The sequence below is a fragment of the Streptosporangium sp. H13245 genome, from assembly GCF_055690525.1.
In genome coordinates this window covers 120460-137189 of the sequence record NZ_JBSZKT010000016.1, presented here as the reverse complement: position 1 = coordinate 137189, position 16730 = coordinate 120460, and the positions used below count along the sequence as shown (strand labels likewise).

Annotated in this window: 14 protein-coding genes; 2 read left to right on the top strand and 12 right to left on the bottom strand. The window is 71.8% G+C overall.

Going from position 1 to position 16730, the window contains the following annotated elements; translation table 11 throughout:
* Window positions 1-63: 63 nt before the first annotated feature.
* The 10 genes from ACW9TB_RS23195 to thrC form a co-directional block, all read right to left on the bottom strand.
* Entirely contained in the window at window positions 64-900 is an 837-nt protein-coding gene (locus ACW9TB_RS23195; RefSeq protein ID WP_472750142.1) for a hypothetical protein, read from the bottom strand.
* 109 nt (window positions 901-1009) lie between these two features.
* Window positions 1010-1672 carry an L-threonylcarbamoyladenylate synthase gene (locus tag ACW9TB_RS23190; protein ID WP_472750141.1) on the bottom strand — a complete coding sequence of 221 codons (663 nt, stop codon included), beginning with the start codon at window positions 1670-1672 and terminating at the stop codon, window positions 1010-1012.
* A gap of 10 nt (window positions 1673-1682) precedes the next feature.
* On the bottom strand, window positions 1683-2537 hold the full coding sequence (prmC, locus tag ACW9TB_RS23185; RefSeq protein ID WP_472750140.1) for a peptide chain release factor N(5)-glutamine methyltransferase: 855 nt from the start codon (window positions 2535-2537) through the stop codon (window positions 1683-1685).
* Window positions 2538-2546: 9 nt separating this feature from the next.
* Window positions 2547-3599, bottom strand: coding sequence for a peptide chain release factor 1 (gene prfA, locus ACW9TB_RS23180; protein ID WP_472750139.1), 1053 nt, complete (start codon window positions 3597-3599; stop codon window positions 2547-2549).
* Window positions 3600-3701: 102 nt separating this feature from the next.
* Complete coding sequence (gene rpmE / locus ACW9TB_RS23175) at window positions 3702-3920, bottom strand: 50S ribosomal protein L31 (protein WP_344744661.1); 219 nt, start codon at window positions 3918-3920, stop codon at window positions 3702-3704.
* 278 nt (window positions 3921-4198) lie between these two features.
* Entirely contained in the window at window positions 4199-4843 is a 645-nt protein-coding gene (locus ACW9TB_RS23170; protein ID WP_472750138.1) for a response regulator transcription factor, read from the bottom strand.
* 13 nt (window positions 4844-4856) lie between these two features.
* The gene (locus ACW9TB_RS23165; protein ID WP_472750137.1) at window positions 4857-6176 is read right to left on the bottom strand and encodes a sensor histidine kinase; all 1320 of its coding nucleotides are present in this window, start codon (window positions 6174-6176) and stop codon (window positions 4857-4859) included.
* A 268-nt stretch (window positions 6177-6444) separates the two neighbouring features.
* Window positions 6445-8517, bottom strand: a complete 2073-nt coding sequence (rho, locus tag ACW9TB_RS23160; protein ID WP_472750136.1) for a transcription termination factor Rho — start codon at window positions 8515-8517, stop codon at window positions 6445-6447.
* A gap of 466 nt (window positions 8518-8983) precedes the next feature.
* Window positions 8984-9934, bottom strand: coding sequence for a homoserine kinase (gene thrB / locus ACW9TB_RS23155; protein ID WP_472750135.1), 951 nt, complete (start codon window positions 9932-9934; stop codon window positions 8984-8986).
* A 55-nt stretch (window positions 9935-9989) separates the two neighbouring features.
* Window positions 9990-11048 (bottom strand): threonine synthase, encoded by a 1059-nt coding sequence (thrC, locus tag ACW9TB_RS23150; RefSeq protein WP_472750134.1) that lies wholly within the window; start codon window positions 11046-11048, stop codon window positions 9990-9992.
* A 216-nt stretch (window positions 11049-11264) separates the two neighbouring features.
* Between thrC and ACW9TB_RS23145 the strand changes: the two genes are divergently transcribed.
* Window positions 11265-12794, top strand: coding sequence for a glycosyltransferase family 2 protein (locus ACW9TB_RS23145; RefSeq protein ID WP_472750133.1), 1530 nt, complete (start codon window positions 11265-11267; stop codon window positions 12792-12794).
* Between the two features lie 6 nt (window positions 12795-12800).
* Here the strand turns inward: ACW9TB_RS23145 and ACW9TB_RS23140 are convergent, their stop codons facing one another.
* Window positions 12801-14138 (bottom strand): MFS transporter, encoded by a 1338-nt coding sequence (locus ACW9TB_RS23140; protein WP_472750132.1) that lies wholly within the window; start codon window positions 14136-14138, stop codon window positions 12801-12803.
* 94 nt (window positions 14139-14232) lie between these two features.
* Here ACW9TB_RS23140 and ACW9TB_RS23135 point away from each other — a divergent pair, with 94 nt between their 5' ends.
* Window positions 14233-15042 (top strand): SAM-dependent methyltransferase, encoded by an 810-nt coding sequence (locus ACW9TB_RS23135; RefSeq protein ID WP_472750131.1) that lies wholly within the window; start codon window positions 14233-14235, stop codon window positions 15040-15042.
* Here ACW9TB_RS23135 and ACW9TB_RS23130 read toward each other — a convergent pair.
* Entirely contained in the window at window positions 15026-16708 is a 1683-nt protein-coding gene (locus ACW9TB_RS23130; protein WP_472750130.1) for a glycosyltransferase, read from the bottom strand. The two genes, ACW9TB_RS23135 and ACW9TB_RS23130, sit on opposite strands and share 17 nt — an antisense overlap.
* Window positions 16709-16730 lie beyond the last annotated feature (22 nt).

Sequence of the window (16730 nt, the reverse complement as noted above, 5' to 3'; positions counted from 1 at the left end):
CGGCACTCATCTACTCGGGTCGTCGCGACTTCACGAGTAACTGCCGAATTGTTCCTATGGGTATCAAGGAGCGGCGGGGCCGCGCGCTGTCGCCCGGCTTGTGGTCTCTTTGGACTTCTCCCCCTCGCGCGGGGAGGTCTCGTCGGCCTTCGACCCCGTATCCGGCTTCGGGTCGTCGGCTCCGGACGCCTCGGGCTTCGGCGTCTCCTTCCGATCGTCCCTCGGGGAGGTCTCGTCGCCCTTCGAACCCGCCTCCGGCGACTTGGCCTCGTCGCCCTTCGGAGCGTCGGCCTTCGGGGCTTCGGGCTTGCTGTCGGGCTTGGCCTCTGGCTTGCCGTCAGGCTTGGCGTCGGGCTTGGCGGAGTCCTTGGGATCGTCACGCTGGGTGGTCTCGGCCGACTGGTCGCCGACGCGGGGCTTGTCGTCCGCCCCGACGGCGGGCTTGAGGTCGTCCGCCTTCGGGGCCTCGGGCTTCGCACCGTTCTGGGAACCGGTCTCGGGCTTCGCGCCGTTCTGAGAGCCCGTCTCCGGCTTCGTGTCGCCCTGGGAGCCCGTCTCGGGCTTCGCGCCGCCCTGGGGGGCCGTCTCCGGCTTCGCCCCCTCCCCCTGGGAGCCCGTCTCGGGCTTCGTGTCTCCGGCCCTCGGCTCGGTGGGGGGCGCGGTCGCGTTCTGGTTGACCTTCTTCTCCAGCAGCGCCACGCGGGCGGAGACGTCGCGGACCATCACGTCGCACGCGTCGGCGATCTGGACGGGTCTGTGGGTCGACTGGGAGGACAGGCCCGCCCCGCTCAACATCTGCGAGACCTTGCCCTCGACGTTCCGCATCTGCTCGGCGGCCCGCTGCACCTCGGACAACAGATCGCGGACCAGCTTGGGGTCCATTCCTTCGAACTTGCCCATGGACGTCTCCCAGGAAGTGTCGGCCCACTTCAAGGTACCGGGGAGACAGCCCGGCGTCACGGTGATAATCAGATGGCATGGATCACGGCATATGCCGTGGATGCGGTAATCAGTGGGACTCCGGGCCCGTGTCCGTCGCGACGTACCCGATCACACCGCGCAGTTTCTCCACGCTGATCGCCCCGCGCCGCAGCAGCCTGGGCACCGCGGTGGTCAGGTCGAGGATCGTCGAGGGTACGTCGCTCTCGCACGGCCCCGCGTCGAGATAGACCGACACCGAGTCGCCGAGCTGCTTCTCCGCGTCGGCGGCGGTGGTGGCGGCGGGGGAACCGGAGCGGTTGGCGCTGGAGACGGCGAGCGGGCCGGTCTCCTTGAGCAGGTCGAGGGCGACCGCGTGCAGCGGCATCCGGATGGCGACGGTGCCCTTGGCGTCGCCGAGATCCCACGACAGCGACCGGTTCGCGCGGCAGATCAGCGTGAGCGGGCCCGGCCAGAAGGCGTCGACGAGATCCTGGCCGTACGGGCCGAGGTTCTCCACCAGGGCGTTGGCGGCCCGGACGGTCCCGACCAGCACGGGGACCGGCATGTCACGGCCGCGTCCCTTGGCGCTCAGCAGGGCGGTGACCGCGGCGGGCGTGAAGGCGTCGGCGCCGACACCGTAGACGGTGTCGGTCGGGAGCACCGCGAGTTCCCCCCGCTGGAGGGCGGAGGCGGCCTCGATGAGGCCCGTGGCTCGCTGCTCGGCATCCATACAGTCATAACGTCGGCTCACGGCGTGCATCCTATTCCTGGCCGAATCGAGCGGTGACGAAGCGGTCCCTGCGAGTCAGGTCCTGGCGGCTGCGGACGTCGCGCCAGCCGTTCTCCTCGGGGAAGATCAGATAGACCGGGGTGCCCTGCTGGTCGGCGTGCTCGACCGCGACGAACCCTCCCGGGCGGAGCAGCCGCCTGGCGGTCCGCTCGACCGCCCTGACCTCGTCGAGGCCGTCGCTGCCCGATCCGTACAGCGCGCGGTGCGGGTCGTAGTCGCGGACCTCGGGGTCGCGGGGGATCGCGCCCGGCGGGATGTAGGGCGGGTTGGAGATCACCAGGTCGACCTGGCCGTCCAGCTCGGAGAGGGCGTCGGCCAGGTCCTCCGGGTGCAGGTGGACGCGGCCCTGGCCGTGCTCGATGATGTTGCGCTTGGCCCAGGTGTAGGCGCCCGGGTCGACCTCGACCGCGTGCACGGTGGCCAGCGCGACCTCCTGGGCGATGGACAGCGCGATGGCGGCCGAGCCGGTGCCGAGGTCCACGACCACGGGCGAGGCGACGTCCATCTCCCGCAGCCGGTCGATCGCCCAGCCCGCCACGATCTCGGTCTCCGGGCGCGGGACGAACACGCCGGGCCCGACCTCCAGGGACAGGTAGCGGAAGTAGGCCCGCCCGGTGATGTGCTGGAGCGGCTCGCGGGACTCCCTGCGGGCGACGCCCTCCCAGAACAGGGCGTCGAAGTCGGAGTCCTTCACCATGTGCAGCTCGCCGCGGCGCACGCCGTGCACACACGCGGCGATCTCCTCGGCGTCGGTGCGCGGCGACGGCACACCTGCCTCGGCGAGCCGGGCGGTGGCGAGGGCGATCTCGTCCAGCAGAAAGGTCATGGGCGCGTTCTATGAATGGGCGGCGAGCTTCTCCGCCATCTCGGCGTCGAGCAGGGACTGGATGACGGCCGTGAGATCTCCGTCGAGCACCTGGTCGAGGTTGTAGGCCTTGAAACCGACGCGGTGGTCGGAGATGCGGTTCTCGGGAAAGTTGTAGGTGCGGATGCGCTCGGAGCGGTCGACCGTACGGATCTGGGACTTGCGCTCGGCCATGGCGGCGGCGTTGGCCTCCTCCTCGGCGATCGCCTGGAGGCGGGCCCGCAGGATGCGCATGGCCGACTCCTTGTTCTGGAGCTGGCTCTTCTCGTTCTGGCAGGAGGCGACGACGCCCGTCGGGACGTGGGTGATCCGCACGGCCGAGTCGGTGGTGTTGACGCTCTGGCCGCCGGGGCCGCTGGAGCGGTAGACGTCGATGCGGAGGTCGTTCGGGTCGATCTGGACGTCGACATCCTCGGCCTCCGGGTAGACGAGCACCCCGGCGGCGCTGGTGTGGATGCGCCCCTGCGACTCGGTGACCGGGACCCGCTGGACGCGGTGCACGCCGCCCTCGAACTTGAGCCTCGACCAGACGCCCTCGTCGCCCCTGGCCTTCAGGGCGATCGTGACGTCCTTGTAACCGCCCAGGTCGGAGTGGGTGGCGTCGATCAGCTCGGTCTTCCAGCCGATCCGCTCGGCGTACCGCAGGTACATCCGCAGGAGGTCTCCGGCGAACAGGGCGGACTCCTCGCCGCCCTCGCCCGCCTTGATCTCCATGATGATGTCCTTGTCATCGTTGGGATCGCGCGGGACGAGCAGGTGCCTGAGCTTCTCCTCCAGCTCGGGAATCCGGGCCTCCAGCTCCTTGGCCTCCTCGGCGAACCCCTCGTCCTCCGAGGCCAGCTCCCTCGCCGTGCCGAGGTCGGAGCGGACGCCCTCAAGCTCTCGGTAGGTGGCGACGATCGGGGTCAGCTCGGCGTAGCGCCTGCCGAAGGTGCGTGCCTGCTTCTGGTCGGCGTGCACGGAGGGGTCGGCGAGCTTGAGTTCCAGCTCGGCGTACTCACTGAGCAGCTCGTCGAGATTCACCGTGCGTCCTTCCTTGAAAGCCCTGGTAAGCCTGCCTCATCACCACGAACGCCGACCCGGGCACCCCGCGAGGGGTTATCCGAGCCGGCGCCGGGATGAGAGCTACTGGCCCGCGGGCTTCTTGCCGAAGCGCTTCTCGAAGCGCGCCACCCGGCCGCCGGTGTCCAGGATCTTCTGCTTGCCCGTGTAGAAGGGGTGGCAGGCGGAGCACACGTCGGCGTGGATCACGCCGTTCTTGGCGGTGCTGCGGGTGGTGAAGGAGTTACCACAGGTGCAGGTCACCTGGGTGGCGTTGTACTCCGGGTGAATATCGGGCTTCATTTCGCTTTTCCTCTCCAAAACGCGGTCGCCGGGTCGCCACTGTCTCTCGCCTGTGGGGGCTTGCGCGCTGAGCACACCGAGGTGCGCGCGGGCGGGAACCGGAACCGCTACGGTTCGGCTACCAGTGTGCCAGATCCTCCAACCATCCCAGGCCACAAGACATTCCCCCGCCCCGGTGACCTGCGCCTCCTGACCGGACACAGGATGCTCACGACCCCCTGCCGGGCGCGATATCCGCAAGGGGATCACCCCCGCGAGGAAGCAGGGGCTCCAGGCCGTCACCTGCCCAGGTACGCCAGCACGGCGAGGACCCGGCGGTGGTCGTCGGCGGCGGGCTCCAGCCCGAGTTTGCCGAAGATGCTGGAGATGTGCTTCTCCACGGCGCCCTCGGTGACGAGCATCCGCCCGGCGACCGCGGTGTTGGAGCGCCCCTCCGCCATCAGGGCCAGGGCCTCGCTCTCCCTGGCGGTCAGGGACTCCAGCGGATCGCCCCTGCGCTGGCGGCTCAGGAGCTGTCCGATCACCTCGGGGTCGATGACCGTCCCCCCGGCGGCCACCCGGCGTACGGCGTCGAGAAACTCGGCCACGTCGGCTATCCGCTCCTTGAGCAGGTAGCCGACCGCCGCGGCGCCGCCGCCGATGAGCTCCGTGGCGTACTGCTCCTCGACGTACTGCGACAGGATGAGGATCGGCAGCCCCGGCCGCCTGGACCTGGCCTCCAGGGCGGCGCGCAGCCCCTCGTCGGTGTGGGTGGGCGGCATCCGCACGTCGACGACGGCCAGGTCAGGATCGTGCTCGTCGACCGCCGTCACCAGCCCGGGGCCGTCGCCCGCCACCCCGACGGTCTCGATGCCCCCGTCGGCCAGCAGCCTGGCCAGCCCCTCGCGCAACAGCACCGAATCCTCGGCGATCACCACTCGCATGGGTCCCACGTTGTCACCATTCGCAGGGCAACTCCGCCCTGATCATCGTGGGGCCGCCCAGCGGGCTGTCGACGCTCAGGGTGCCGTCGATGGTCGCCGCCCGGTCGGCCAGCCCGGCGAGGCCGCTGCCGGGCCGGGGCACGGCGGCGCCGATCCCGTTGTCGTAGACCTCGACGATCACCCGCTGCCCCCGGCGGCTGACCCGGACGAACGCCTCGGTGGCCTCGGAGTGCTTGGCCAGGTTGCTCAGGCACTCGGCCACGACGAAGTACGCGATGCTCTCCACCGCGGGCGGGGGGCGGTGGGAGACCTCCACCGACAGGCCCACCCGTACGGGGGCGCGCGCGGCGAGCGACGACAGGGCCGCGCTCAGCCCCCGGTCGGTGAGGATCGCCGGGTAGATGCCCCTGGCGAGGTCGCGCAGCTCGGCGATGGCGGCCTTGGTGCCCCGGTGCGCCTGGGCGAGGAGCTCCCTGGCCGCGTCGGGGTCGGAGTCCAGTTTGGCCTGGGCCCGGCCCAGGTCCATGGCCACGGACAGCAGTCGCTGCTGGGCGCCGTCGTGCAGGTCCCGCTCGATCCGGCGCCGCTCGGCCTCGGCCGCGTCCACCCCGCGGGCCCGGCTCGCCCTCAGGTGGGCGGCGCGGGCGGCCAGCCGGTTCTTCTCGCTCGTCCCCAGCAGGGCCACGCCGAGCAGGCCGTGCAGCCAGGCCATCCCCCGGGTCGCGTAGAGGGCGGCGAGGAGAAAGCAGGCCCCGGCCAGCATGCACAGCAGCACCCTCGGCACGCTGTCGATCGGCAGCCCGGCGACGGGCGTCATCGGCTGCCCCGCCAGCAGCAGGGGCAGCGGCGCGGCCGTCAGGCCCAGCCCGAGGATCCACAGGACCGCGGAGACGGTGAACTCCGCGATCCCGATCGGCGGCAGCAGCAGGAGGTAGAGCAGGTCCTTCCAGGTGGCGGGGTCGACGAACATGTCCTTCCAGCGCTGGAACAGGTTGTCGCCCTCGGAGGGCCGGTAGGGGCTGGGGATCTCGACGCCGAAGGCCAGCCGCAGGAACCGGCGCTCCAGCATCGCGGCGCCCCGCCAGGCCAGCATGGTCAGGGCGAGCAGCGGCAGCCCGATCCACACGACCACCATCACCAGGGAGGCCGGGACCACGGACGTGAGGAACGCGAAGCAGGCGAGGCCGTAGAACATGCTCACCAGCAGGTAGGGGACGGCCCGCCAGGTCATCGGGTCGACGAGCATGCCCAAGGGGCCGTTCGGCCCGAGCGGCACGCGCCGCCTGAGCGGCGTCCTGACCACGGTCGCGCTTCCCAGCGTCTCGGCCGTCATGCGCCCCCTCTGTCGTCGGTGCCCTGTCTCCGGCGTCCCCGGCGCCCCCGATACCCCTGCCGTCCCCGGCGTCCCCGCCGTCTCCCGCGCCCGTCCGTCTTCGCGTACGCCGTCCGCGGGCGTGGGCCTGGGGAGCCGGGAGGAGAAGGCGCCCTGAAGTAGGGATATCCCGAAGTCCGGGGTCACACAAGGGACTGTCACACAAGGGACTTGGGAAACGCGAACGCCCCGGCCGGAGGGGCCGGGGCGTTCGACGTACTGCGGATGATCAGTCGCGCTCGGAGCTGACCGTCGTCTTCTGCACCTGGAGCAGGAACTCCGCGTTGGACTTGGTCTCCCTCATCTTCTCCAGGAGAAGCTCAAGGGCCTGCTGCATGTCCAGGGCGTGCAGCACGCGGCGGAGCTTCCAGGTGATCTGGAGCTCGTCCTTGCCCATGAGGATCTCCTCCTTACGGGTGCCGGACGCGTCGACGTCCACCGCGGGGAAGATCCGCTTGTCGGCGAGCTGCCGGTTGAGCTTGAGCTCCAGGTTGCCCGTGCCCTTGAACTCCTCGAAGATGACCTCGTCCATCTTGGAGCCGGTCTCGACCAGCGCGGTGGCGAGGATCGTCAGCGAGCCGCCGTTCTCGATGTTGCGGGCGGCGCCGAAGAAACGCTTCGGCGGGTAGAGCGCGGTGGAGTCGACACCACCGGACAGGATGCGGCCGGAGGCCGGGGCCGCCAGGTTGTAGGCGCGGCCCAGACGCGTGATCGAGTCGAGCAGCACGACCACGTCGTGGCCGAGCTCCACCAGACGCTTGGCGCGCTCGATGGCGAGCTCGGCGACCGTGGTGTGGTCCTCGGCCGGGCGGTCGAAGGTCGAGTGGATGACCTCGCCCTTCACCGACCGCTGCATGTCGGTGACCTCTTCCGGACGCTCGTCCACCAGGACGACCATCAGGTGGCACTCGGGGTTGTTGCGGGTGATCGCGTTGGCGATCGACTGGAGCACCATCGTCTTGCCCGCCTTGGGCGGGGAGACGATGAGACCGCGCTGGCCCTTGCCGATCGGCGCCACCATGTCGATGATCCTGGTGGTCAGGATGTTCGGCTCGGTCTCCAGGCGCAGGCGCTCCTGCGGGTAGAGGGGCACGAGCTTGTTGAAGTCGGGCCGCTGCCGCGCCTGCTCGGGGTCCATGCCGTTGACCGTGTCGAGGCGGACGAGCGCGTTGAACTTCTCGCGGCGCTCGCCGTCGCGGGGCTGGCGGACGGCGCCGGTGACGACGTCACCCTTGCGCAGGCCGTTGCGGCGGATCTGGGCCAGCGAGACGTAGACGTCGTTGGAACCCGGCAGGTAACCGCTGGTCCTGACGAACGCGTAGTTGTCGAGGATGTCGAGGATTCCGGCGATCGGGATCAGGACGTCGTCGTCGCCCACCACGGGCTCGTTGCTGTCGAAGCGCTCGCGGCCCCGGCGGTTGCGCTCGCGGAACCGGCCCCGGCGGCCACGGCGGTCGTCGTCGTCGCCCACGCCGTGCTGGTCGTTGCGGTCCTGCGGGCCCCGGTTCTGCGGGCCTCGGTCGCCGCGCTCGCCCCGGTCACCACGGTCGTTGAGACGGTCGCCGCGGTCGTTGAGACGGTCTCCGCGATCTCCCCGGTCGTTGGCCCGCTCGGCGCGGTCGTTGAGGCGGTCGTTACGGTCGTTGAGCCGCTCACCGCGGTTCTGGCCGGGGTCGGCGGCGCGCTGGTCGGCCCGGTTGTCGGAACGGCTGTCCGTCCGGTTGTCGGGGCGGTTGTCGCCACGCTCGCGGCGATCGTTGCCCCGCTCGCCGCGCTCGCTGTTGCGGCCACGGCGCTCACCGCGCTCGCGACGGCTCTCGCCGCGCTCGCCACGGCCCTCGGCCGGGGCGGTGTCGATGGTCTGCTGCTCCACGACGGGCTCGGGCGCGACGACGGCGGCCACGGGCTCAGGGGCGGGGGGCGCCTGCTCCACGACGGGCTCGGCGGCCACGACGGGGCGGGAACGTTCCCTGCGGGTGCGCGCCGGACGCTCGGCGACCGGCTCGGCCACGACGACCGGGGCGGCCACGGCAGGAGTCTCCTTGACGGCGGCGGGAGCCTGGGCGCTCTCGGTGGAGACGCCCTGCTTCTCCTGGATGGCCGCGATCAGCTGGCTCTTGCGCATCCGCCCGGTCCCGCTGATGCCGAGGCCGGAGGCCATTGCCTGCAGCTCAGGCAGCACCATGGCGGAAAGGCCGGTGCCGGAGCGACGGCGCGGCTTGGCCGCGGGGCGGGTGGGGGTGTCGTCGGACGCCGGCGCCGTGCCGGTGACGTCGGAGAGGAGTTCGGTGGTGTCGCTCACTAATGGGTCCTTCCCAGGGGTCGGGCGTGGCCATGATCAGCCAATCGTCCCGGTGGTGCGATCGACCCGGTGGGACAGACCGGGTCGGGTTGCACGTCGCGATCCTCGGCGGCCCATGGAGAGCCGCCGCCACTGTCGGAGAAGGGCGGATCCAGGCCGTCACCATCGAGAATCGCCGACGGTGGGACTTGGAGGACACCCCCCGGATTGCTACCGGCAACCAGATGTCGAGGTAGATCGAACGCGCATGTCCCCTAAAACGCCGCTTCTCGTTGCCCCAACCGAAATATGGAGCATTCGGAGGCGACGGATTCGGGGAGGCCACTGCGGCGCTCATGTCTCACCAGGTGAGACATGATGCAGCGATGTGTGGCTGACAAGCACGCACCCAACGCGGGGCACCTGGTGCGGCTATCAGCCTAACATCACCAGCGCACACAGCTATTCCCTGAAGGTCGAAGAGTCGTCAGCGTGTCTCGAGAGAAACGACGCGGGCGCCCCTGGTTTCGACATCCAGTGGCTGGATGTGCCAGTCATTACCCACTTCCGGTGCGATCAAATCCTGCGTATTCACCGTTGAAAACGCAAGAACCGTGGGTCCCGCTCCCGAGACGACCGCGGCGACCCCCGCCCCGCGCAGCCGTCGCACCAGATCGGCGGTCCCCGGCATGGCGGGGGCCCGGTAGTCCTGGTGGAGGCGGTCCTCCGTGGCGGCCAGCAGCAAGCCGGGCTCGGGCCTGGCGGTCAGCGCCGCGACCAGCAGCGCGGCCCTGCCCGCGTTCGCGGCGGCGTCGGCGTGCGGGACCTCCTTGGGCAGCAGCCCCCGGGCGACCTCGGTGGACAGCCGGTGCGCGGGGACGAGGACCACGGGCCTGACGGCCTCGTGGGGCGGCAGCCGCACCAGGTGCGGCACGCCCCCGGCGTCCGTCCACGCCACGGTGAGCCCACCGGCCAGGCACGGCGCCACGTTGTCGGGATGGCCCTCGATCTCGGTGGCCAGCGCGAAGACGGCGTCGTCGGTCAGCTCGACCGGCTCGACGCCGGGACGGGGGCCGAGGGCGTACGGGGCCAGCGCGCGGGCGGCGAGGATTCCGGCGCAGATCGCCGCGGAGGAGGAGCCGAGGCCGCGGGCGTGCGGGATCCGGTTGAGACAGCGCAGCCGGATGCCGCGCGGCTGCGGAAGGCCCATCCTGTCGAAGGTCGCGCGCATCGTGGTGACGATGAGGTGTCCCTCGCCCAGGTCGAGCTCACCGGCGCCCTCGCCCTCGACCGCGATGTCGACGCCCGGGGAGTCGAGGATCTCGGCCTCGATCTCGTCGTGGAGGCCGAGGGCGAGTCCCAGCGTGTCGAACCCGGGGCCCAGGTTGGCCGACGTCGCGGGGACGCGGACGGCCGCCCTCGCCGTGCCGCCGGTCATCGGGGTCCCGCAGGGGGCGCGTCGCCTCTTCCGAGATCCACTCTGCGCGGGTCCACTAGGCGAGTTCGAGGGCGGTGGCCGCGGCGTGCGCGTCGATCGGGATCGTCACCGGCGTGGGGGCGCCCGAGATGGCCCAGTCGGGGTCCTTGAGGCCGTTTCCGGTCACCGTGCACACGATGCGCTGCCCGGCCTCGACCAGCCCCTGCTGGTGCGCCTGGAGCAGGCCCGCCACGCTCGCGGCGGAGGCGAGCTCGACGAACACGCCCTCCTCCTGGGCGAGCAGCTTGTACGCGGCGGCGATCTGGCGGTCGGTGACGGCCTGGATCACCCCGCCGGACTCGTCGCGGGCGGCCTCGGCGAGCTGCCACGAGGCGGGGTTGCCGATGCGGATCGCGGTGGCGATCGTGTGCGGGTGGGTCACCGGCGCGCCGTTGACGATCGGCGCGGCGCCGCTGGCCTGGAAGCCGAACATCCTCGGCGTCCTCGTCGCGACGCCGTCCCCGGCGTACTCGGTGTAGCCCATCCAGTACGCGGAGATGTTGCCCGCGTTGCCGACCGGGATGCAGTGGATGTCGGGGGCGTCCCCGAGCGCGTCGACGATCTCGAAGGCGGCGGTCTTCTGGCCCTGGAGCCGGAACGGGTTCACTGAGTTGACCAGCGCGATCGGGTAGCTCTCCGAGAGCTTCCTGGTCATCTCCAGGCAGTCGTCGAAGGACCCCTCGACCTGGAGCAGCCTGGCCCCGTGGACCAGCGCCTGGGCCAGCTTGCCCATCGCGATCTTGCCTCGGGGCACCAGCACGGCGCAGGTCAGGCCCGCGCGGACCGCGTAGGCGGCGGCGGAGGCGCTGGTGTTGCCGGTCGAGGCGCAGATGACGGCCTTCGCCCCGTCCTCGACGGCCTTGCTGATGGCCATGGTCATGCCACGGTCCTTGAAGCTTCCGGTCGGGTTGAGGCCCTCGACCTTCAGGTAGACCTCGCAGCCGGTGAGCGCCGACACCCGGTTCGCCGGGACGAGCGGGGTGCCGCCCTCCAGGAGTGTGACGACGGGCGTCGCCGTGGTCACCGGAAGTCGGTCACGGTACTCCTCGATGAGGCCACGCCACGCCCTGGTCATGATTGCTCCTCACCGCGCGCGGCCGGTCCGTGCGCGTGCTACCTGCGGTATTGGGAAACGAGTCTACGGGCAACAGGCTCGGCTCCGGGATGCGCTGTCCACCAGATGGACAGGCCGGGCGTCCTGTCTCCAGGGAACTCTAAGGATCACCGGGTAGGGTCTGCGAGGGTTGACAGGGCTTGACCGGCCGGGGAACACGACAAGGGGTGCGGCATCATGACGGGCGGCACGGCGGCGGACCTGCCGCCGATCCGGCACAACGACTACTCACCCCTGGACCCGCCCGCGCTCGGCGCGTGGGATCCGGAGCTCCCGGTGAGCGTGATCATTCCGGCCCACGGCGGGCAGCACAGGCTCGACCTGGCCCTCGCCGCCCTGGCCGCGCAGACCTACCCGGATCACCTCATGGAGGTGATCGTGGTCGACGACGGCAGCGAGCCGCCGCTGCGGCTGCCGGAGATCGCCCCGGGCAACGCCAGGATCGTGACCGCGGGCTCCTCCGGCTGGGGCATCGCCCACGCGGTGAACACCGGCGCGGCCCTCGCGGAGGGGCGGATCATCCAGCGCCTCGACGCCGACATGGTCGTCTGCCGCGAGCACATCGAGGCCCTGGCCCGCTGGCACCACCTGGCCGGATACCTGGTCACGATCGGCGCGAAGAAGTTCGTCGAGGAACCGGCGCTGACGGCCGTCCGGGTCCACGAGGGCGTGCGCGCGGGCTCGCTGGAGTCCCTCTTCGACCTGTCGGCCGCCCTGCCCAGCTCCACCGAGCAGACGATCTCCCGCACCGACGGCCTGCGGGCCAGCCGCAACCCGTACCACGTGTGCACGGGGCCGACGGTGTCGATGCGGCGCGAGATCTTCCGGGCCGTGGGCGGGGTGGATCCCGGGGTGCTGCGGGGCGAGGACACCGAGTTCGCCTACCGGCTCGCCGCGCACGGGGTGGTCTTCGTGCCCGACATGGCCGCCCAGGCCGTCCACCTGGGACTTCCCGCCCAGCGTCGCGACCCGCAGCGGGCGGTGCGGGTCGTCGCCCCCTACCTGGCCCAGCGGGTGCCGCTCCGCCGCGACCTGCGCAAGGACCGGGGCCGCCACTGGCTGGTCCCGTACGTGGAGGTGGTGCTCCGCGCCGACGGGCCCGAGGAGGGGGTGCGCGAGGCGGTGGGCGCGGCGCTCGACGGGTCGCTCGGTGACGTGGTCGTCACCCTGGTCGCCCCGTGGTCGAAGCTGTCCGGGGAGCGCAGGCCGGTGCTGGAAGATCCCCTGTTCGACCTGCGGCTGCTGCGCGAGCACTTCGCCCACGACGAGCGGGTGCGCCTCGCCGACGAGGTCTCCGCCACCCCCGCCCCGATCGCGTTCCGCTACACGGGCCCGGTCTCGGTCCCGCTGGGACGCGACACGCTGGAGCGGATGATCCGCGTGATGCAGGAGAACCGGCTGGGCATGGTCGTCGCCGATCTCGGCGCCGACGGCGAGGCGACGCTGGAGCGGACCGAGGCATTGGGCCGGGCGAGGCTGCTCGGCGCGGACGACGTCGCCGCGTCGATCGAGGCCACCCACGGCGTACGGCGCGGCGGCCGGTCGGAGTTCTGGCCCGCCGACCCCAAACCTCTGGCCGCCAAGCCCGCCCCCGCCCGGGTCCCGGCCGCGCCGCCCAAGAGCCCGGCCCCGGTCCCCGAGCCGGAGAAGCCCCGGGAGGGCCGCGACTCCCTCCTTGGCAGGCTTCGCACCGCGCTCAAGAACTGAGCCGGGTCAGGCCGGGGCGCCCGCGTTCTCCCGGTTCTCCGGCAGGGGCGTGACACGCCGCCGTACGACCAGCCCGAAGACGACGACGAGCAGGCCGAGCGTGCCCGACACCACGAACGGCGCGGCCGGGCGCCAGGCGTCGTAGAGGAAGCCGCCCAGGGCGGAGACGGTGAGGATGCCGACGGCGCCGCAGAGGGTCTGCACCCCGTAGGCGGAACCGCGGACCCCGGCGGGCGCCTGCTGGGCGAGGAGGGGCCCGGCGGTGGTGATCCCGGCGATCTCCCCCAGGCCGATGAGCACGGCCACCAGCATCATGCCGGAGCCGAGGGGGTCGTCGACCAGCAGCGTCGACAGGTAGGACAGCGCCGCGACGGCCTGTGCGAGGATGACCACGTCCTGGCGCCGCATGCGGTCGCCCAGCCAGCCGAACAGCGGGGCGGCGATCACCGCCACGGTCTGCGCGACACCGACCACGGCCCCCGCGCGGGCCAGGGCCTCCGCGCCGGACATGCCGCGTTCGCCCGTGGCGTAGTCGACGACCCACAGGGACAGGAAGCCCACGACCACCGCGAGGTCCGCGCGGGCGACGAACGCCGCCGCGTACGACAGCGCCACGCCGGGGTCGCGGGCGAGCACGACGCCCTCCCTGACCAGGCGGGACAGCGGGACGCGTCCGGCGGACCCCTCAGGTGGCCCGGAGACGGCGGCCTTCGACAGGGTGAACCACATCAGCGCGCCGACCGCGAGGACGGCCGCCGCGATGATCAGGAACGAGGCGCGGGCGGCGGGGAGCGGGGCCATCCCCGAGTCCTCGAAGACCTTGGGCAGCCGGACCAGGCCGAGCACGGCGAGCATCGCGCCCAGCCCGCTGAACAGGCCGATCATCCCGTACGACTTGCCCCGGGAGCCGTCGCGGACGTAGTCGATCGCCACCGTGGACAGCATCGCGCTGAGCGCGGCCACGCCGAGGGCGAAGATCACGCGCAGCGCGACGAGCACGGTGGTGTTCGCGGCGAACGGGAAGAGGGCGACGCCCAGCGCGCACAGCGCGAACCCGGCCACCACGACGGGCCTGCGGCCGTGCCGGTCGGCCAGCGCCCCGTACCAGGCCAGGCTGGCGATCATCGCGATCTCGGCGGCCACGCCCAGGAGGCCGACGGCCTTGCCCTGGTCGGCGCTGTCCACGCCGAGGACGCCGCCCAGGATGTACGGCTGCGCGGCGGGCAGGAAAGAGATGATCACGGTCGAGGCGAACGCCATGGACAGGCAGGCCCACATGTTGCCGCGGCCGATGCCGTCGGCGAGCTGGAGACCGAGCACACGGCGTGAGGGGGAGGCGGCCATGCCGAGATCTTTCCAGCTGTGTAAGGGCTTCTCCAATGGTCCGACTGGCTATGATCGACGCAATTCTGGAAATGTCATTATCCGGGAGCGGCACGTGACCAACCAGATACCCAAGGGTGTCCAAACGCACATTCCTAACGTCGCGCGCATGTACGACTACTACTTGGGAGGTAAGGACAATTTCCCCGCCGATCGGCAGGCGGCGGAGAAGGCCCTGGAGATCATCCCCGAGATCCGGCACAGTGCCCGCGCCAACCGCGCGTTCCTGGGCCGTACGGTCGGCCTGCTCGCGGAGTCGGGCATCGACCAGTTCCTCGACATCGGCGCCGGGCTGCCCACCCAGAACAACGTGCACCAGGTCGCTCCGGGAGCGCGGGTCGTCTACGTCGACAACGACCCGACCGTCCTGGTCCACGGCAGGGCGATCCTCGGCAAGAACGAGAACGTGACCATCGTCGAGGGAGACGTGCGCCGCCCCGCGGAGATCCTGGGGCACCCGGACGTGCGCGCGGCGATCGACTTCGACCGGCCGGTGGGGATCCTCCTGCTGGCGATCATGCATTTCGTCCCCGACGCGGACGACCCCCTGGGCATCATCGCCACCCTGCGCCGGGCCATGGCGCCCGGCAGCCGTCTCGTCCTGTCCCACGTCGCGATCGACGCCCGCCCAGAGGCCGCGGACGGGGTGGTCCAGGTCTACGACCGGGCCTCCTCGCCCTTCGTCACCCGTACGGGCGAGGAGATCGTCCGCCTGTTCGACGGGTTCGACGTGGTCGAGCCCGGCATCGTCAACCTGCCGGAATGGCGGCCGGTGCCCGGGACCACCGTGCCGTACACGGGCATCGGCTCCTACTTCCTGGGAGGCGTCGGCATCGTCGGCGACGGCGTCAGCGACGGCGGATGATGGCCCGTTTCACGGAGGACAGCAGCCCGTACTGGACGACCTTCCTGGCGGCGGCGAGCTCCTTGCGCAGGGTGCCGACCTCGCGGCGCAGCTCGACCGTGCTCCTGCGCCAGCGGCCCGCCTCGTCGCGCCACTTGGCCACCTGGTCGCGGAGCCGTTCCGCCTCCCCGGTGAGGCGGGCCACCTCGGCCTCCGCCTCGGCCCTGGCCCGGTAGGCGCCCCGGCGGCCGGTGAGGGCGCGGGCCTCCGGCGCGAACCCGTAGGTCTCGCCGTCCACCCAGATCGCGCCGAAGGTGTCGTGCACGGCGTCGTCGAGGTCCTCCCCCTCGGCCCGCACGATCGCGGCGCGCGCGAACGCGGCGGCACGTTCCAGCCGCGCCGCGACGACCGCCCTTCCCGGGCCGCCGTCGCCCTCGGCCAGCAGCACCGAGACCAGGCCGTACCCCTCGTCCCTGGCCAGGTCGAGCAGCCGGGCCAGGGTGTCCTCGCCCGGCACCCACCCGGCGGGCAGCCTGAGGTGGTACGGAACCGCCCAGGCGGGACCCCCCGGCGCGGAGGGCGCGGGGGTCTCACCGGCGAAGTCGGCGAGGTCGGTGAAGCGGACCCTGGGCTCGTGGGCGTAGTGGCCGCGGATCAGCACCAGGTCCAGGTCGGGGTCTCGCAGCGGGGCGCGCTCCTCGGCGCCGACGCGGTCCCACGGCCCCGTGAGGGTGACCGCGACGTCGGGCAGGGTGCCCGCGAGCACGGCGTCGACGGTGGCACGGACCTCGTCGTAGGAGGCGCCACGGGCGTCGACGACCACCTCCACGTACGGCACCTTCCACTGCCTGGCCGGATGGGAGCGGAGCCAGCGGTAGGACGGGATCCGGTCGGCCACGAAGGCGTGGCTGACCCGGTCGATCGGGGCCTTGTCCCGCATGCGCATGGTCGGGCCCAGGTGGAAGGCGCGCGACAGCGGCTCGGGGACGAAGACGGCGCCCGCCTGGGCGAGCCGGTAGCCCATCTCGGTGTCCTGGCCGAGGATCAGGTCGGTGTCCATCGGCCCCGCGACGGCGAGCAGCGCGACGTTGACCGAGGTCGCGCCGCCGACGTGCAGGCTGAACGCGCGGTGCGGGTTGGCGGTGAGGCCGTCGGTGCGCTCGACGAGGTCGACCAGCCAGGCGTGCGGCTCGGCGGGCTCGAAGAGCTTGGCCAGGTCGTCGGCGGCGGCGACCACCTCGGGGTCCGGCAGCGCGGCCGGGGTGAAGCGCAGGTAGCCGGTCACCACGAGGTACGGGGCGGCGTGGTGCCAGCGCATGTGCGCCTCGACCGACCTGCGGTCCAGGACCACGTCGGAGTCGAGCCAGTGGATCACGTCGCCGGTGGCGGCCGACAGCCCGGCGTTGCGGGCGTGGGCGCGGCCGGGGACGGGGCAGACGATCAGGCGGGTGTTCGCCGGGCACAGCGGGGGCAGCCGCAACGGCGGGCTGCTGCCGTTGTCGACCACGATGACCTCGGTCAGGGCCGCGGGGTAGGTCTGCGCGGCCAGCCCGGCGAGCGTCAGGTCGAGTTTCTCCTGGTCACCGTACGCGGGAACGACGACGCTGACCCGGAGCGAGGGGGTCCAGGAGCCCAGGGCGGGCGGCGTGAGGCTCCGGTAGTCGTTACCGGTGATCCGTGCTGTCATGGCGCTTCCAGGATCGGACTCC